Origin of the sequence: Dyadobacter psychrophilus (genome assembly GCF_900167945.1) — a bacterium.
Taxonomy (GTDB): Bacteria; Bacteroidota; Bacteroidia; order Cytophagales; family Spirosomataceae; genus Dyadobacter; species Dyadobacter psychrophilus.
Genome location: NZ_FUZA01000001.1, coordinates 1166508 through 1184890 on the forward strand (window position 1 = coordinate 1166508; position 18383 = coordinate 1184890).

General features: G+C 44.7%; 18 protein-coding genes. 10 read left to right on the plus strand and 8 right to left on the minus strand.

All coding sequences use genetic code 11. The annotated features are described in order from the left end of the window. The first annotated feature begins 50 nt into the window (after positions 1-50). From rplU to B5X68_RS05115, 6 genes are all read left to right on the plus strand, one after another. On the plus strand, positions 51-362 hold the full coding sequence (rplU, locus tag B5X68_RS05090) for a 50S ribosomal protein L21 (RefSeq protein ID WP_026632321.1): 312 nt from the start codon (positions 51-53) through the stop codon (positions 360-362). 41 nt (positions 363-403) lie between these two features. Next, positions 404-703, plus strand: a complete 300-nt coding sequence (gene rpmA / locus B5X68_RS05095) for a 50S ribosomal protein L27 (RefSeq protein WP_082213540.1) — start codon at positions 404-406, stop codon at positions 701-703. A 156-nt stretch (positions 704-859) separates the two neighbouring features. After that, positions 860-1456 carry a NifU family protein gene (locus B5X68_RS05100; RefSeq protein ID WP_082214010.1) on the plus strand — a complete coding sequence of 199 codons (597 nt, stop codon included), beginning with the start codon at positions 860-862 and terminating at the stop codon, positions 1454-1456. 81 nt (positions 1457-1537) lie between these two features. Beyond that, entirely contained in the window at positions 1538-2629 is a 1092-nt protein-coding gene (locus B5X68_RS05105) for a hypothetical protein (protein WP_082213541.1), read from the plus strand. A gap of 26 nt (positions 2630-2655) precedes the next feature. Beyond that, a complete protein-coding gene (locus tag B5X68_RS05110) occupies positions 2656-3702 on the plus strand; it encodes a ferredoxin--NADP reductase (protein ID WP_082213542.1) in 1047 nt (348 codons plus the stop codon). 447 nt (positions 3703-4149) lie between these two features. Then, positions 4150-5214 (plus strand): LacI family DNA-binding transcriptional regulator, encoded by a 1065-nt coding sequence (locus tag B5X68_RS05115; RefSeq protein ID WP_082213543.1) that lies wholly within the window; start codon positions 4150-4152, stop codon positions 5212-5214. 21 nt (positions 5215-5235) lie between these two features. Here the strand turns inward: B5X68_RS05115 and B5X68_RS05120 are convergent, their stop codons facing one another. The 3 genes from B5X68_RS05120 to rbfA form a co-directional block, all read right to left on the minus strand. Beyond that, positions 5236-7791 carry a M1 family metallopeptidase gene (locus B5X68_RS05120; protein WP_229208284.1) on the minus strand — a complete coding sequence of 852 codons (2556 nt, stop codon included), beginning with the start codon at positions 7789-7791 and terminating at the stop codon, positions 5236-5238. A gap of 95 nt (positions 7792-7886) precedes the next feature. Beyond that, entirely contained in the window at positions 7887-9113 is a 1227-nt protein-coding gene (locus B5X68_RS05125; RefSeq protein ID WP_082213545.1) for an ABC transporter permease, read from the minus strand. 16 nt (positions 9114-9129) lie between these two features. After that, positions 9130-9513: a 30S ribosome-binding factor RbfA gene (gene rbfA, locus B5X68_RS05130; protein ID WP_082213546.1), complete on the minus strand. Its 384-nt coding sequence runs from the start codon at positions 9511-9513 to the stop codon at positions 9130-9132. Positions 9514-9614: 101 nt separating this feature from the next. Here rbfA and B5X68_RS05135 point away from each other — a divergent pair, with 101 nt between their 5' ends. Next, a complete protein-coding gene (locus B5X68_RS05135; RefSeq protein ID WP_082213547.1) occupies positions 9615-11027 on the plus strand; it encodes a hypothetical protein in 1413 nt (470 codons plus the stop codon). Here the strand turns inward: B5X68_RS05135 and rpiB are convergent. Beyond that, a complete protein-coding gene (rpiB, locus tag B5X68_RS05140; RefSeq protein WP_082214011.1) occupies positions 11024-11455 on the minus strand; it encodes a ribose 5-phosphate isomerase B in 432 nt (143 codons plus the stop codon). The two genes, B5X68_RS05135 and rpiB, sit on opposite strands and share 4 nt — an antisense overlap. 130 nt (positions 11456-11585) lie before the next feature. Between rpiB and B5X68_RS05145 the strand changes: the two genes are divergently transcribed. Further along, the gene (locus tag B5X68_RS05145) at positions 11586-12356 is read left to right on the plus strand and encodes an LOG family protein (RefSeq protein ID WP_082213548.1); all 771 of its coding nucleotides are present in this window, start codon (positions 11586-11588) and stop codon (positions 12354-12356) included. 21 nt (positions 12357-12377) lie between these two features. On the opposite strand, the gene B5X68_RS05150 is transcribed toward B5X68_RS05145, so the two are convergent. After that, complete coding sequence (locus tag B5X68_RS05150) at positions 12378-13355, minus strand: ComEA family DNA-binding protein (RefSeq protein ID WP_082213549.1); 978 nt, start codon at positions 13353-13355, stop codon at positions 12378-12380. 108 nt (positions 13356-13463) lie between these two features. Beyond that, on the minus strand, positions 13464-14507 hold the full coding sequence (locus B5X68_RS05155; protein WP_082214012.1) for a DUF4097 family beta strand repeat-containing protein: 1044 nt from the start codon (positions 14505-14507) through the stop codon (positions 13464-13466). A gap of 104 nt (positions 14508-14611) precedes the next feature. On the opposite strand from B5X68_RS05155, the gene B5X68_RS05160 reads away from it, so the two are divergent. After that, positions 14612-14842, plus strand: coding sequence for a hypothetical protein (locus B5X68_RS05160; protein ID WP_082213550.1), 231 nt, complete (start codon positions 14612-14614; stop codon positions 14840-14842). Positions 14843-14857: 15 nt separating this feature from the next. Here B5X68_RS05160 and B5X68_RS05165 read toward each other — a convergent pair whose 3' ends face one another. Both B5X68_RS05165 and B5X68_RS05170 read right to left on the minus strand, forming a co-directional pair. After that, entirely contained in the window at positions 14858-16207 is a 1350-nt protein-coding gene (locus tag B5X68_RS05165) for a GH1 family beta-glucosidase (protein WP_082213551.1), read from the minus strand. Between the two features lie 135 nt (positions 16208-16342). Next, the gene (locus B5X68_RS05170) at positions 16343-16912 is read right to left on the minus strand and encodes an RNA polymerase sigma factor (protein ID WP_082213552.1); all 570 of its coding nucleotides are present in this window, start codon (positions 16910-16912) and stop codon (positions 16343-16345) included. Positions 16913-17059: 147 nt separating this feature from the next. Between B5X68_RS05170 and B5X68_RS05175 the strand changes: the two genes are divergently transcribed. Beyond that, positions 17060-18382 carry a hypothetical protein gene (locus B5X68_RS05175; protein ID WP_082213553.1) on the plus strand — a complete coding sequence of 441 codons (1323 nt, stop codon included), beginning with the start codon at positions 17060-17062 and terminating at the stop codon, positions 18380-18382. The last annotated feature ends 1 nt before the right edge of the window (position 18383 follow it).

Here is an 18383-nt window from a genome sequence, read left to right on the forward strand (position 1 = left end):
GTCTATCTTTGCACCTCATTTTAGAAATCAGTTTTACATAATTTATTAACATGTACGCAATCGTAGAAATCGCAGGTCAGCAATTTAAGGTTGAAAAGGGTCTCGAAATCTTCACGCATAGGCTTGAAGGTGACGTGAACGCTGCTCTTGTGTTTGACAAAGTCCTTCTGGTTGATACCGCAGGCACAGTACAGGTAGGTCTTCCAACAGTTGCAGGCGCTTCTGTTAAAGCAACTGTCCTTGAACACCTTAAAGGTGAAAAAGTGATCGTCTTCAAGAAGAAAAGACGTAAAGGTTACAAAGTTAAGAATGGTCACCGTCAGTATCTGACGAAGATCAGCATTGACGAAATCGTAGCTTAATCAGTTTTAAATAAAGAACTTATCATTAATAGTAAGATATCATGGCACATAAGAAAGGTGTAGGTAGCTCGAGAAACGGACGTGAATCGGAAAGCAAGCGTCTGGGCGTAAAATTATTCGGTGGCCAGGTTGCCAAAGCAGGAAATATTCTTGTTCGTCAGCGCGGAACCAAACACAATCCAGGTAACAATGTAGGCATCGGCCGTGATCATACGCTTTTTGCATTGGTTGAAGGCAATGTAGTTTTCCGTAAGACACGTCAAAACAAGTCATACGTTCACATTGAACCTCTTGCTGTTGCAGCTCCTGCTGCCGAAGCTCCTGTTACAGCAGAAGCTTAGTCAGTAAGTCAGCATTGACATTTTAAGGAACCCAAAGGATTTATAGTCCTTTGGGTTTTTTCGCGTTTGGAGCGCAGCCATCAAACCAAAATCTCACTTTGCTTGTTTATCAAAAACAAAGTCATTTACCCGTTTAAAAACATACTTTCCAATAAAATGCTAACACGCCCGGTTTTTGTATATACAGAATTAAGTCCGAACCCCAATTCGATGAAGTTTGTGCTGAACTTTGAGTTGGTGCCGGATGGACTTTCATTTGATTATCCTTCTCTGGAAGCGGCTTTGGAAGAAGGAAAAGCGTCGCCGCTGGCTTCTGATCTTTTTCAGTTTCCGCATGTAAAAAGAGTTTTTATAGCCAGCAATTTTGTTACTATTACCAAAGATGAGGTGACAGCCTGGGAAGATGTTTTGAGAGATACGAAGCAATTTATCAAAATCTATTTTGAGGAAAACCACCCGGTTTTTGAACAGCAAACAATTGACAAAAACACCTTGATCGTTGACTCGAGAGACTCGGACACCGTTCAAAAAATCAAAGCTGCATTAGACCAATACGTTCGCCCGGCTGTTGAGTCCGATGGCGGAGCAATCAACTTCCATTCGTTCAACGAGGATTCCGGCGTTGTAAAGGTCCTGCTTCAAGGCTCTTGCAGCGGTTGCCCATCGTCTACATTAACATTGAAAGCGGGCATAGAAAATCTTCTTACCCGCATGGTGCCGGACGTGAAAGAAGTGGTTGCTGAAGGCGTTTAAAAATATATGAAGTTGACTTACAGAAACCCTGTCGTTTAAGGCGGGGTTTCTTTTTTTGTTGCCTTTTGTTAGTTTCGGCACATGAAGCAACCTTTGCAATTCTTTCTGGACCAGATTGAAAACCTTCAGTCCAATGGCGAACGTCACTTTCCCGCAGGAATTTTCCCGGCACACAGGGAAAACAAATGGATCGGTTACCATCGGCCCGACACGACGATTTTCTTCTCGGCCATTATCTGCTTTACATTACAGTCCATTGCAAAATATGCAGATGCGGATCAGCAAAAAATGATCAAGCAGATCTGCGATAATGTGATAAAAAACTATCCGGACTTCCAGAATAAAGACGGTCTTAAAACCTACAATTTCTGGAAAACAAAGCCATCCAGGCACTTTCCCAATGGCCATATTTTTCGGCGTTTCGAACATTTCAGAATTCCCGACGATGTCGATGATACATCACTAATTTACCTTACAACCCAGCCCACAGAGACGGAACTTGCCTGGCTGAAAGATAAACTGATCCAGCATGCCAATGGCGGTAACTCCCGCGTGCGCAATACATTTCCAGACTATAAAGATCTGTATGCATACTCCACCTGGTTTGGCAAGAAAATGTATGTCGAATTTGACGCTTGCGTGCTGAGCAACCTGATGTACTGCATTTACCATTATAATTTACCGCTGACTTATTACGACGAAGACACGTTATATTACATCAGGTCTATCATTGAAACGGATCGCCACATAAAGGCCCCATTCAGGTCTGCACATCAATATCCGAGGACTCCACTTATTATTTATCACGTGACGCGATTGCTGGTTGCTTTCGAGCCTGCTCCGTTGCGGACGATCAGAGGCAGACTGATTGCTGATGCGAAAATGATGTTAAAAGCATCCAAACATCCAATGGACAAGGTGATAATCGCATCTTCGCTGATACGATTAGGGGTCCTAACGGAACGGATACCCGTCGAAAATTTCACGAAAAAGGACTTTCAGGGTTTTTATTTCTTCATAGCCGGTCTGCTCACTTCCTATGAGAACCCGTTACTTTACAAATTAGCAATCAGCCCGTTATTCCATATGCGTTGGATTTGCGAGGCGCATTGCTGGACCCTTTTGGCAGAATATGAGACCCTCTGGAACAACGCTGAGCAAAATCAACGTTAAGCTTTCATTCAATAATATATTTCCCAATGTCCGAAGCCACAATTTCTTTGCAAGTAAAGCACATTGTTGATGAGGCAGCTGATGCAAAGACATTTATTTTTGAAAGGACAAACAAGGAACCTTTCACATACAAAGCCGGGCAATTTCTCACATTTCTGATCCCCATGCATGGCCATGAAACCAGGCGCTCCTACTCCATGAGCTCGGCGCCTGATGTGGATGAAAATCCGGCAATTACCGTAAAACGGGTGCCTAATGGCGAGATTTCAAGATTCTGGATTGATCATGTGAAGGTGGGAGATCATTTTAATGTGTTGCCGCCATCGGGCCGGTTTGTGTTGGAAGATTCATTAGGCACGCCGCGCGACATTGTGCTTATTGCAGCAGGAAGCGGCATTACGCCTCTTTTTTCCATTTTAAAACAAACACTGGTCCGGGAAAAAGAAAGCAATATTACCCTGCTTTACGCGAGCCGAAATGCACGACATGCGCTCTTCCATAACCAAATTCAAAAGTGGCAGGAAAATTTCCCCGAACGCCTGAAAGTGGTTCACATTCACAGTCAGCCGCTGGACGACTGGAATGGGCTCCGGGGCCGGATTAACAATACGCGGTTGGAGCAATTGATCAATAAATCACTTCATTTTTTGCCCGCGAGTGCGCGATTTTTTATTTGCGGCCCGTACGAATTAATGCGGTCGGTGGAGATCACCCTTCATTATATGGGATTTTCTTCTATGCAAATTCGGAAAGAGAACTTTGTCATCCCTTCCCCGCCGCCGCCTCCGCCCGTTTCTTATCCACACGTGGTGAAGCTTAATTTCCGTGGCCAGATACATGACCTGTTTGTTCCGGCACACACAACTATCCTGGATGCTGCGCTGGCTGCGGGCATCCACCTGCCATACAGTTGCAAGGGCGGACGATGTGCCACCTGCGCGGGCATATGCAGGAGTGGTGCGTTGCATATGAGCGTAAACGAAGTGCTTACCGACCGCGATTTGCAGGAAGGCTGGATACTTACGTGCTCGGCTTATGCTGATTCAGAGGACGTTTCGATCGAAATAGTCTAGCCCCGACAAGTAAAAAGCGCACGAATGTGACTTCGTACGCTTTATTATGGATTTAGGATTAGCAGAAAAATGGGTAGTAATTCTGGAAAAGGTTAAAGGTTAGGTTCTTTCAAGTGTTAAGGACGAGGAACGTAGAATAATATTTTAATTGAGATCTTCTTGACAAAATTAATTGTAAAATTGGTTAATCCAATCAAAATTCAAAAAAGTGTTCGAGCACACAGATAAAAATACGATTCGGGATCGTACCCGGACAGTTCTAGTGAACTGGATTTTTATAAGGTAAAACTAAATTCATTTTGGGAGAATCTCAAATTTATTATAATAAAAATTTGAAAAGTATTGTGTCACATGCATTAGTTTATCCTAAACCGTATATCCTTCAAATAAAAATTTGATATTCGCCTTAGCAACCGAAAAAGGAAGAATACTGAATACCGAAAGAAAGTGAAAAAGAGAATCGTCAGAATTAAAGATATAGCAGAAAAGGCCCAAACTTCGAAAGGAACTGTGGACCGGGTGTTGCATAACCGTGGCAGGGTCGCCGACGATGTGCGAGAGCGCATTTTAAGCATTATTAAGGAGCTCAATTACGAACCTAACTTTATCGCACAGTCGTTAAAATCGCAAAGGACGTATAATCTGGCCGTGCTTATCCCTGATCCGGATGCGGATTCTTACTGGGAAGCCCCAAAAATCGGACTCGAAAAGGCTGAAAAAGAGTTGCGGCAGTATGGCGTTTATATTAGTCTTTTCATTTTTAATTCACACGAAGAACAATCCTTTATTGCAAAAGCCAGGGAAGTGTCCAAAGAGCATCCGGACGGACTTTTGATCGCACCCGTTTTTTATAAGGAAGCACTGCCGTTTTTCGAGGAATGGGCAAGTTTGAACATTCCCTATGTGCTTTTTAACACACAAATTGAACACGTCAACCCGCTTTGTTACATTGGACAGGACTCCTACCGGAGCGGCTCGCTGGCGGCCAAAATCCTGAGTTTTGGCTTGCAGTCTCCGGGAACCGTTTTGGTGGCGCACGTGAATGAAGATATTTCAAACTCCGCGCATTTAATTACAAAAGAGGCTGGTTTCAGGGATTATTTTGAATCAGATAAGCACGATTCCAAATTCAAGATTATCAGCAAGGAGATCAATTTCCCTGATGGCGAGACACTGGATGATCAATTGGATGCCATATTAACAGAAGAGCCGCAGTTAAAAGCCATATATGTGACCAATTCAAAGGCATTTGAAGTGGCCTCTTATTTGGAAAAAAAAGCTTTGAAGCACATTAAGCTGGTTGGATACGATCTTTTGACGCCTAACCTGAATTATCTGGAAAAAGAGATTATCAATTTCCTGATCAATCAAAACCCATTAGGACAGGGTTACTGGGGAATTCACCAGCTGGCCAACTTCCTGGTATTCAAGAAAGACATCCAACCAATCAAATTTTTGCCGTTAGACATTATTACCAAGGAAAACCTGGACTATTATCTGGATCCACAATGATTTGTATGCGCCTAATGTCGCCTACAAATCGCCAAACTGGCTGTACATTTCTTTCAGCTTAGGCTCTGTTTCCTTTGCACGAATGTCTTTCCGCAAAGCCACCACGCCTTGAATGTCGGTCAACAGACCCAAAGCCTGAAATGCGCCAAACCGGACGAAATAGGAAGGATTATCACGCGCCAGGCCTTCGAGGACCGGAATACTTTTCCGCTGCACATCCTGCTTGGATTTGATCAGATATTTCCCGAACACCTGTAAGAAATTATATTTCTCAGTCGGTTTCATGGATTTCATTTTTTCCAGGAACCAATCAAACCGTTCTGGCTGCGCAAGGCCTGCGTAATAATTACCTACCGAAGTTACGATGGCGTCGTTGGGGCTGTTTTCAAACTGTGCCGCTATTTCATTCGCATCCGTAGGTTGTCCCATCAGATATTTCTCGATCGCAACAGAAACGACCTGATAAGAACTGTCGCTCAATGCTTCCCTGAAAATAGAATCGCTGTTGTTATCACCGAAAGACGCTAATGTGATCATGGCCTCCGAGCGCACCTGCGGATGCGCGTCCATTCGGGCAGCACTTTGTATGGTCTTTTCAATGTCAGCAAAGCCATTTCCATCATATTCAGCAAAGTTGCTGATCGCCATCTGACGGAATTTCCAGAATGGATCGGTCATTGCTTTTACGAGAATGGCACGGGCGAGTGTATCTGTAAGACTTCCTTCCAAAGACGCCAATGCCTCGTATTTATGCAGAAAACGGTCGCTGTTCACATATTGGAACTCCATTTCACGCCGGTTCTTTTCGTGCTCGACAACGCCTAATAACTGCGCATCTGCGTCAAAAACAACCAGATCGGGCTTTTTCGCTGCTGGAAATTCAAGCGTTTGAGTTGCTTTGTCGACCACGACGTTATACTGGTTTTTCTTGCCGCTTACCCACACATCCACTTTTAAAGGAAGGCGGTAAACTGTCGTAGCAAGTGTATCCTGTGTTTGTTTCAGTTTTAAAAGCACTTTTCCAGCTGTGTATTCCTGCTGAATCCTAATGGTAGGATGCCCCGGACGCTGGAACCATTGATCAAAAAACCAGTTCAGATCTTCGCCGGTCACTTTTTCAAAAGACATTCTCAAATCATCAATCTCGGCGGTGCCGAAAGCATGTGTTTTAAGGTAATTTTGAAGCGAGGCAAAAAACGCATCGTCACCCACGTAATTTCTAAGCATATGCAGGATACGGCCGCCCTTTGCATAGGAATGGCTGTCAAACATATTTTCGCGGTCCTTATAAAAATAGCGGATCATCGGCACCTGCTTCGTTTCAGATTCGGCCAGGTAAGCCTTCATCTCCTGCAAATTCTGCCAGTCGGCTTCATATTTCCCGTTATTATATTCACTCCACAGATACTCGGAATAATTCGCAAAAGACTCATTTAGTGGAAGTTGCCCCCATTCCTCAGCAGTCACATAGTCACCAAACCAGTGATGCGCCAATTCATGTGCGATCACGGCGTCAGAATTGCCATCAACCAGCGAACGAGCATCATTCTGCACGCCTTCTTCGTGAACCGTGGCGGTCGTGTTTTCCATCGCGCCGGCTACAAAGTCCCTCACGGCGATCTGTGCATATTTTTCCCAGGGATATTCAACGCCGAAAACATTGGCAAAAAAGCCCATCATTTCGGGCGTGCGACCAAAAATCGCGTGCGCATCCTGCCCATATTTTGGTTCAACGTAATAACTTAGCTCCAAGCCATTGGGCATCATATCTTTGGCCACCACAAAATCACCCACCGCCATCATAGCCAGGTAAGGTGCATGCGGAAGCGATTGTTTCCAATGATCCGTCCGGGTTCCTTTTTTACCTTCATTCTGCGCAACCAGCAAACCATTCGACAAAGTTTTATAAGTGCTGTCGACCGTAATGTAAATGTCCTGGGTGAACTTTTGGTTAGGCGCATCAATGGTCGGGAACCAGCAGCTGCTTCCTTCGGTCTCTCCTTGTGTCCAGATCTGCTTTGGCTTGCCTTCATCCATTCCATCGGCATTGATGAAATAAAGGCCTTTTTCAGAAGCGCTGTCGCCGGGTTTGTCGCGTGGAACGTCGTTCGGGCGCGCTATGTAATCGATCTTGACAAAAACTGTATCCTTTTTGGTATAACTCTGATCCAGCTTAATGAGCAATTTCCGCTTATCGTAAGTGTATTCGAGCTTTTTTTTGATTTTACCCTGAATCTCCTCCGTGGACAGCGTACCATAATCACCCACTGTGTCCATTAGTGAAATGCTTTTGATATCAAAACCCTTAGCATCCAGTTCCAATGTATTTTGGGGATAAAAATGAGGTTTGAACATCAAAACCGCCGATGCGGGGACCTGTTGCTTTTCCCAATCAAATGCTACATCGAGACGCGTGTAAAGAATGTCACTTTTGCGTGGCCGTTCGGGGCGGTAAGGACCTTGCTTGGAAACGGTTCCCGGATTTCTTCTTCTCAATGTATCAGCAACTTCCGAAGCATAGGAAGGAACTGAAAGCAATAAAAAAGCTGCGTAGCATATATAGATCAAACGGCTCAAAAAAAGCCCGGTATGGTGGCCGTTTTTTTTCAAATTGATTGTGTGGAAGTAAGTCAAAGTGATTCGGTTAGTATTTTGTTCTTCTCATTTAAATATCAGGTTGGCAGGATTTGCCCTGCCTCGGCCGCTCTCCTTGCCGGAATGTAAGACACCAGCATTGTTATGATAACGACAATAATGCCAGTATAGAGTATATCTTCCCATATTAATTTGACCGGATAAGCATCCACCAGTGAAGTTGCCATGCCCATGGAAACCAGTCCGTATTTCAACTGCAGCAAGCATAATGCAATGCCTGCTCCTAGTCCGAATATTGCTCCTGACAACGCCACAATGGCACCTTCAGTCAGGAAAATCCTTCTGATCAATCCCGGCGTCGCCCCCAGCGCGTAAAGCATGGAAACATCCTTCTTTTTCTCGATCGCAAGCATGCTCAGCGAGAAGAAAATGTTAATTGCAGCTACTAAAATAATGAATGACAAGGTTATAGCCACAAAAAGTTTTTCCAAACGGATCGCACGGAGCAGGTCGGAGTTGAGCGAATCCCTGTCTCTCACCACAAATCTGCTTCCAATTTTTTCGGCAATTGCCTTGCTGACTTTCCCTTCACTAAATCCAGGTTTAATCTGCACTTCCAGCGATGACCTTTCGCCTTTGTAGTCCATCAGGCCTTCCACGAGCGTTATTGGGGCGATCACATAATCGTCGTAACGCGTTTCTATAAAAAATATGCCGCCAGGCCTGAGCGACAAGTGATTAAATGCTTCCGCAGAAGTGAGATTCAAAGTTTTTGTACCTGTTTTGGGATACATTAATTGCAAAGGTGTAATAATGTCATCCAAAGAAATAGACAATGCATTCCGCACGCCCTCCGCTATGATACCATAAGGTGTCCCGCCTTTACCGTAAAGTTGCAGTGAGCCTTCGATAACAGCCGTATCGAGTTGTCCCTGGCGCTCGAATGTGCTGTCCACACCTTTCAACCGAATGATAATCTGTTGATTACCATACTGGGCTAGTGCATTATCTTCCACGACCTGCGTGACCAGCTTTACACCTTCCACAGATTTAACTTTCTCAAGGAATGAATTGTCAACTTTAAACCGTTTCCCTTCCGTCGGCGTGACTTTAATATCTGCGTCGAAAGTCTTGAAAATTTTACGGTTAAGATCTTCCATTCCGTTGAAAACGGAGAGCACCACCACCATCGCCATGGTTCCCACGGCCACACCGGCCATAGCAATGCGGGCTATGACGCTAATAAAGCTGCGTTTGTTGCGTGAAAAGAAATAGCGGACAGCGATCCGGTACGAAAGATCCATTTGGTATGCGCTTTAATCAATTGGATTCTTCTTCCTCGTCCGGCTGGGCTGGTGGGATAACAAGATCCGAAAAAAGCAGATCCATTTTGGCCGCATACTCGGCAGTATCGTCCATATAAAATTGTAAATGAGGAACAATCCGCAGCTGGTGACGCACCCTTTCTGCCAGTTTCTGGCGAAAGAACCGGGTGTTTTCCTGAATTGTTTCCAGCAAAATGGATTTATTTTTATCAGGCAAAAAGCTCAGATATGCTCTTGCAATGCTAAGGTCAGGCGTAACACGAACGGCCGTAATGGTAACAAAAGAGCCATTCGTTAAATGATGTGCGTCCTTTTGAAATATCTCCCCAAGATCCTTCTGAATCTGCCTCCCTACTTTTTGTTGTCTTTTAGATTCCATGTTTCAAAAGTACAAATATCCGGACTTATTTTGTTTTTGTAGAATGCGGAGTTGTAATTTCGTGAAAGTTATTCTGATAAGATATATAATCCGCATACTTCTTGTTAAGTTTTTTTCGCGTCAACGCACGGTATCAGACGATTAGTCTGGTAGTATTTTTCTTACTGCTCCGCCTTCCATTTTTCCTGGGTGGTGCGCCGCTGCTTATCCCTGAACTGAGCTGGATGCTGGTAGGCGAGCAAATGGGCCGCGGCTTTATGCTATACCGGGATGTTTGGGATAATGTGAGCCCTTTTTCGGGCCTTACTTACTGGCTTATCGACACACTTTTCGGGCGCGAACAGTGGATTTATCAGCTCGCAGCCATTACTGTTTCCATTGTCCAGATTCTCTATTTTAACTACGTAATACACTCAAGGGAAGTTTTTCCGGAGCGCACATTCCTGCCAGGCGCGCTATATGCGCTGTTTTTGAACATTTCTTTCGACATGGGCACATTGTCGCCCATGCTGATGGCCAACACATTCCTTCTTTTTGCATTTGGTGCCATTGTCAAAATCCTGGTAAGGCGGGAAGTGACGCCGCAGGTTTTTGAAATGGGGCTTTATATTGGGATAGCAACATTATTTTATCTGCCAGCTTCATTGTTTATGATCTGGGGATTTCTGGCTTTACTATTCTACACCGGTTCCACGGTGCGGCACCATTTGCTGGGGATATTCGGGTCCGTTTTCCCTTTGTTGATGGTCGTGCTGTTCTTTTACATGAACAATGGCATTGAAAGCCTTAACAGAAACTTGCTAACCTCTGTTTTTCAGGTAAAACAATATAATCTCAATGATTTTGCCTCGCTGATCGCTTCCCTGTTGCTGCCGCTGGGCTTCGGTGTGATGGGTTTTATGCGGATCTTCACCACATTGCGCTTTGTGAATTACCAAACACGGATCCAGCAGGTGATGGCCCTATGGTTCATTATCGCGGTGTTTACTATTCCGCTGATGCAATTCATGGCTCCCATGCAGTTTGTCATTTTCATCCCGCCTGCCGCATTTTTCGCAACGCATTATTTTCAGAGCTTCAAAAAGAAAAGTTGGGCGGATGAACTGCAATTTATCACCATGGGCACCGTGATCCTATTGATTCAATATCAGGGATTACGCGGCATTATACCCGGACTTTCCATGGGTAAGCTGGAAAATTTACGCGCAAGGCAGGCTGAACTTCCCGAACAGATACAAAAGAAACGCGTACTGGTGCTGGGGCAGCATTCAGGGGAGTATATCAATAACTATACGGCAACGCCTTATCTCAACTGGGAGCTCGCCAGCTACGATTTAAGGAACCTGGACAATTTCGACAGCGTGATCCATGTTTATGACAATTTCAAAAAGGACCCACCCGACTATGTCATCGACAAAGTGAACATTATGCCGAAACTGCTCTATCGGGTTCCGGCATTGAGGCAACAATATGAATTAAGCCCCTGGAAAGGGATTTACCAGCGCAAAATTTAGCAGGCAATTTTGTCTACGCGCGTCTGGTGGCGGCCTCCTTCAAATTCCGTTGCCAAAAAAGCGCCTACGCTTGCCAGTGCCGTTTCCAGTTCGATAAATCGAACGGGTATGCAAATAATATTTGCATCGTTATGCTGGCGTGCTAATGCTGCCAATGGCAAATCCCAAACCAATGCTGCGCGGATTCCCTGGTGCTTGTTGGCCGTAATGCACACACCCTGGCCGCTACCGCAAAGTAACACGCCTTTTTCAAACTCACCGCTTTCAACGCCGCTTGCAACAGGATGGGCAAAATCTGCATAATCAGCAGAGTCAGCACTGTATGTGCCGAAATCCTTCACTTCAAAACCATTCGTCGTTAACCAGTTAATGACCGGTTCCTTGTATGGAAAACCCGCGTGATCCGAACCGATAGCAATTTTTCTCATTACTTTTTTGTTAATTGTAACCGTCTGCTTTATCACCAGCGACGGTTAAAGTTAATATTTTATATTTTTAATGAAGCAGGCAACAAAGTTACGATTATCTCCTTCAACAACTAAATTGAATATCCCGAATATGAGTGAAGAAGCAAAACCAACAAATGCTGAGTTAATAGATGTTTCCCTCATGAACCCCGCGGTTCCCGAAGATGAAAAGCGGATCAAAGAGGCTTTTGAAGACAGAAATTGGAATGAAATAAAGAGTGCGGATTCGTGGGTTGTATTTAAGGTTATGGCAGAGTTCGTCGAAGGTTTTGACAAGCTCGCCAAAATCGGACCCTGCGTTTCCATTTTCGGATCGGCAAGGACGCTTTCGGACAACCCACATTATAAAACGGCCGAAGATATTGCTGCCAAGCTGGTAAGACACGGTTATGGTGTTATCACGGGCGGTGGGCCCGGGATTATGGAGGCCGGTAACAAAGGCGCACGGGAGCAGGGCGGAAAATCGGTTGGATTAAATATCAAACTCCCTTTTGAGCAACACAGCAACATTTACATCGATCCCGACAAGAACATTAACTTCGATTTCTTTTTTGTGAGGAAAGTAATGTTCGTAAAATATTCACAGGGATTTATTGTCATGCCGGGCGGTTTTGGAACATTGGATGAAATGTTTGAAGCGATGACTTTGATCCAAACCAAAAAAATCGGCCGCTTCCCTATCGTCCTGGTCGGGACCAGTTACTGGACCGGGCTGCTGGATTGGATTAAAGGAACCATGCTCACTGAAGGGAATATCAATCCCGAAGACCTCAAACTGATCAGCGTCGTGGACACACCCGATGAAGCCGTGAAAGTGATTGACAATTTCTACAACAAATACATGTTGAAACCCAACTTTTAAGCATTTAAATGGAGCCATATTTCAATCAAAACGAAGATATGGCTCTATTTTTTTGATCATATTATCATCCAAGACCCGCACTTTCCTGAGATCGTCAACTACACGAAATGGTCCATGCTGGTGGCGAAAATTGATAATGGCCGTGGTAATCCTTTTGTTTTTGAAATAGGAATGTTTTCCCAATTCCTCGACAGTTATGCTGTTAATGTTGATCTTTTTCGCTGCACTATTTACCTTGCCGTATCTGTGCAATTCCGACAGTGCCAGCGAATCCAGCCCGAAAATTTCCGCGTACTGATCCGTAGTATGAAACCCTCCTAATGCATCCCTGAATTTCAGAATGCGCATGGAAAGCTTACTTCCTATCCCACGCAGTTTAACAAGCTCCGTTGTATCGGCTGTATTGATATCAAACGGTGTAATAGCCGGTTGTGCAGGCCTGTTGAAGGTGGAATGAGTTGTTTTCCGGGTTTCCTTTAATGTTTCTGTTTTAGCATTGATTTTTTCCGGATTAGTTGTAGAAGCAAAAACAATGTGTTTTTCCAGCTTGTGAAACAGCTCGGACGGAAAATCGTAAATATTCAGCAAATCTTCTTTCTTACGAAATTTGCCGCCCTTACTACGGAACTTCTCAATTCGGTTTGCGAGGAAGGTCGGGATGCCCAGGGTTTCAAGTTCTTCAACGGACGCTGAATTAGGATCAAAATCGAAAAGTCGGATGGATTTTGGCGGCTTTTTGGTATACTGTTTTTTCGGAAATGGCTTGAATTTTCTGTTCCTGGACTGGTTCGCCTTTTCAAGCTCAATCGCCAGGCTATCCAGCATTTTAAGATTAACGGGTTGTTTATCAATGGGAAGAACCGGAAGCAAAAACCGGCGGAAGATGAAAGGAAACCACAGTAACAACAAACAAAGCACCATGAGGACCAACGCGCCTCTTGCTTCCTTTTTTGAAATACGAAAATACGATTGCAGCAGATCTCTGATTTTACGAAACATATGTCAAAGCGATGAATTTTTATGCTTTGACGCTGGTTTCGGGATTTGGTCACAAAAAAGCTGCGAAGACGCTTCCGCATCTTCGCAGCTTGTGTATGTTAATTTATATTATTGATTTACATAAACGCTTCCGCTGCTGGCAGAAAGCGTAACCGGAATGCCGCCACCATTCATTTTGCCGCGTACACGGTCTTTTTCAGCTTCCCCGTCAAAGTTTTTAAGGGAGATATTAACCTTATTCCCTTTCAAGTCCAGATCCACGCCTTTGTCCATCGGCATCGTAACGCGTACACTTCCTGCCGAACTAGAAAGATCTACATATTCGCCTAATTTGGCCATTTCCACCTCAATGCTGCCAGCACTCGTGCTTGCCCGCAAACTGCCGGAAACATTTGCAAGCCTTACTGAACCACCGGATGTGCCTGTGTTCAGCGCGCCTTTGATATCATCCCCTTTCACACTTCCGCCGCTGGTGCGTGCTTCAATGTCGCCTTCGAGGCTGTTTAATGTAATGCTGCCTCCCGAAGTTTTAAGCTCAATTTTACCTGTCAGTTCGGTCGCTTTAATGCTTCCACCGCTGGTATGCAGCTCAATGTCTTTCTTGCAATTGGTGACATCAATGCTGCCGCCAGACGTTCTTCCGCGGATTACACCGTCCAGATCGGACACTTTCAGGCTTCCGCCGCTGGTTGCAAAATTTTGTTCGCCCGTTAGTGAAGCAATGTGAATGCTGCCTCCGCTGGTTTTCAGGTTTGTTGCAATGTTCCTGGGTGCAGAGACTTTAAATCCGATGGAAATACTTTTTTTGTTGTCCCACTTTACATTGTTCTTCCGTTTTGCAGTTGCTACGACGCGGTTTCCTTCCGTGCCGATCAAAATATCGTAGTCTTCGAGGCGGTCTTCGATGTCTTCCTTACTCAGGTTATCCTTCCCGTTCCAATTGTTAGGTTTGACATACATTTCAACCTGAAATCCGCTGTTCTGTCCACCATTTACGGTAATGGACCCGCCGGAAGTTTCAACAGCAAGCTCTTTCAGATTGGCGCTGTTGAAGTTTTTGGTGACATAAGGCTTATCGCTATCACTCTGGGCCATCACAGCACCAGCAGTGAATAAGGAAAGCATTAACACTAGTAATTTTCTGTTTTTCATGTCTAAGTTGATTAGGTTTTCAGGAATGATGCCAAAAACGGCGGAGAGGTTGCACCAGCGGTACGATTTTTGGATTAATATATTCATAATAAAAAGTTGAAACTATGAAAACCTTTCACATTGAAGTGACGAATGAATCAGAAGAGGAACTGATTACTAAAATCCTTGAAAACCTCAAACAAAAAGGAATGATCGACTTCACCGAACAGCATCAGGATAGCCCAAACAGCAAAGCTGTGCCTGCTTCAGAGGAACAGGTTCAGGAGATCATCGACGAAGCCGAACTTGGCCCTTATTACTCCGAAAAAGAAGCAAAAAACATTCTGAATTTATAGATCGGTGGCGGCGTTTCAGGTTTTCAGGAAAGATGCAAACCATTTACCTGAATCCTTGATAATGCGTTTCTGACTTTGGAAATCCAAATATACCAGTCCAAATCGGGCTGCATAACCTTCTGCCCATTCAAAATTGTCCATGAGCGTCCAGGCGAGATAACCTCTTACATTGATGCCGTCCTTTTTTGCTTTTAAAATTGCGGTCAGATATTCCTGATAAAATGATTTCCGTTCGGTATCATGAATTTCATTGGCCTCAACATGGTCTTGAAATGCTGCACCGTTTTCTGAGACAATGATCTCCTTAATGCCTTTGTAAGCACTAAATTGTTTGAGGATATCATACATCCCGTCGCCGCTGATCTCCCAGCCCATGGCGGTTACCGGCACATTTCTGAGTTTAGCAGGCACTTCTTTCAGCCAAACCACGGGTGCAAAATAAGAATGCTTCACCACGACGCTGAAATAATTTTGTATTCCTATAAAATCAAAATCAAAGCGAAGCCTTTCAGCATCTCCGGCGTGCATATATTTTTTAATGTTACCCAAAAATCCAAAGGCGTCGATTGGATAACCCATCCCTAATGCAGGTTCGATGAACAGGCGGTTCATGAGCGCGTCAGCGCGTTTTGCCGCTCGTATGTCTTTCAGTTCGGCGCTCGCGGCGTGTACGTAGGAGCATGAAACAGCCGTTCCGACATAAGCATCAGCAACATTCTGCCGTATGGCAGCGCCACCAATGGCCTGGCACATAGCAAGATGATGAACAACCGGCAGGAAATTCCCGATGCTTTTCCTACCCGGCGCGTGCAAGCCCGTAGTATAACCAAGTCCTACAACAGCCATGGGTTCATTCAACACGATCCATTTTTTTACCCTGTCGCCAAATGCCTTTGCACAAATGGTTGCATAGGATTCAAACCATTCCATAATATTCCTGTTTTTCCAGCCGCCCAAATCTTCCAGGCCCTGCGGCAGATCCCAGTGATAAAGTGTAATCCATGGAACAATGTTAAGTGACAGGCATTTGTCAATCAGCCGGTTATAGAATGCAATACCAGCTTCATTAATCTCTCCGAAACCTTGTGGCAGAATGCGTGACCAGGAAATTGAAAACCGGAATTCCTTGAAGCCGAGAGCGCGGACAAGCTCAATATCAGCTTCATAACGATGGTAAAAATCACAGGCAGTGTGCGCGTTATCGCCATTCTTAATTTTCCCTTTGATATTGGCAAACTTGTCCCAAACGCATGGCCCTCTGCCATCCTCATCGACCGCGCCTTCTATCTGATAAGCAGCTGTGGCCACTCCCCAACTGAAATCATCGCCAAAATCCTGCTTATTGAAATGAATGTCCCCCGTCACTGATAAAGCATAATGAGTCGGAAAGTTAGCAACATATTATAAAAGAAAAGCCCTCTATCCGATAATTACGAATGGAGGGCTTTTTAAGACTTTTTATAATATTACCTTACTATGAAGATGCTGTGAGCTTGAATGTCATGCAAAAATAGCTTCCGGAGCATCCACGGCAAATACATACCGCAATTCTTGCAATGCCTTGCGGATTCTGGATTTAACAGTTCCCAGGGGTAAGCTGAGCCGTTCCGCAACTTCTTCGTGCGTATATCCTTGAAAGTAAACCATTTCGATCAGCAATTTCCGTTCAGGAAGCAAGCGCTCCACGATCGATCTCAGATCCATGGTCGCAGGAAGCGGGTTAAATATGGCAATCGAGGAAAGATCTCCGTCCCTAACCGATTCCAGCTTAATAACTTTCTCTTTTTTGACCTCCACACGCAATTTGTCAATGGCGGTGTTACGGGCAATGTTTAAAATCCAGGTGAATAGTGTCCCCTTTTCAGGGTTATAACTGCCAATATTTTTCCAAATTTTCAGAAATGTATCCTGCATTGCATCACAGGCGCGCTCCTCATCTTTTACGATCTTGACAATGATCCCATACAATGCCGAGGAATAGTGATCATACAGATATTCAAAGGCACTACGATCGTTAGATTTCAGGAGGGAGGTCAGCTCTTGTTCTGTGTAGGTATACCTGGCAGTCATATATTTTTTATTATCTGGGTTCTTTATTCCGGGATCGATATCCGGACTCTCTGATATTTATTAATACTGTTCCAGTTCTGTTTACGATCAATCTGTGTAATTTACACCCAATGTGGGAACTGGTGTTTTACCTTAATACTCATTCCAATGACCTTTAAAAGCATCTTTGCATGCATCCTTGTGTGTATAATTATCGCCTGTTCGTCCAAAAAACAGTCTTCTGGCGATCAGGAAAAGCTCAAACAAATTGGCCGGAAATATGTGGCGCTGGGACTGACCATCGGACAATATGATCCCGACTTTGTGGATGCCTATTATGGCCCGGATTCACTTCGTCCAGCGGCTGTCAAGGACACTTCCAATTTCCCGAAAGACAGCCTGATCGTCCAGGTTTCCAGACTAAAAGAGCAAATTGCCGAACTGGCCGCTGCCACAGCCAATGACACCATCCGCTCCCGCGCAGGCTGGCTAGGGTCACAGCTAACCGCCTTTGAGCGGAGGATCAGGATTTTTTCGGGTGAGAGCGCCTCATTTGACACGGAATCAAAAGAACTGTTCGATGCGGTGGCACCTATTTATAATGAAAAACATTTCCAGGACCTGATCGCAAAATTGGATGGCATTCTGCCGGGTAAGGGCCCTCTCCCCGACCGTTTCCAGAAAATGGCTTCCCGGTTCTTGCTTCCAAAGGACAAGATCGACACCGTATTTCAGGTTGCGATCGCAGAAGCCAGAAAGCGCACGCTGCAACATTATACATTGCCTCCTGGCGAAAATTTTAAGCTGGAATATGTGACGGATAAACCCTGGTCGGGATACAATTGGTATAAAGGAAATTACCAAAGCCTGATCCAAATCAACATTAGTCAGCCTATTTTTATCCAAAGGGCAATTGACCTCGCGTGCCATGAGGGTTATCCCGGACATCACGTTTTTAATGCGCTTTTGGAAAAAAACATTTATCACGACAAAGGATCGCAGGAAATTTCGCTTTATCCGCTTTTTAGTCCGCAGTCACTGATTGCCGAAGGAAGCGCCAACTATGGCATCTCCATCGCATTTCCTGGCGACTCACAGGAGCAATATTGCAAGCAAGTTCTTATGCCGCTCGCGGGTATAGATACAACCGGAGCGCATCTTTATTTCGAATCGCTCAAAATCAGCTCGGCGCTCAATTATGCCCGGAATGAAGTGGCAAGAGGCCTTGTTAACAAATCCATGGCTGACAAAGAAGCATTGCGCTGGCTTACAGACTATTGCCTGCTGACCGAAAAAGGTGCAACGGATTATCTCAGATTTATCAAAAAGTACAGAAGTTATGTGATCAACTATAATTACGGGCAGGACCTGGTCAAGAACTACATTGAAAAGTCGTCGGGCCAGGACTCCGATAAGCGCTGGAAAGCATTTGAAAAACTATTAAGCAACCCGATGAAAGCCAGCGATTTGCTGGCTGATGACAAAAAATAAT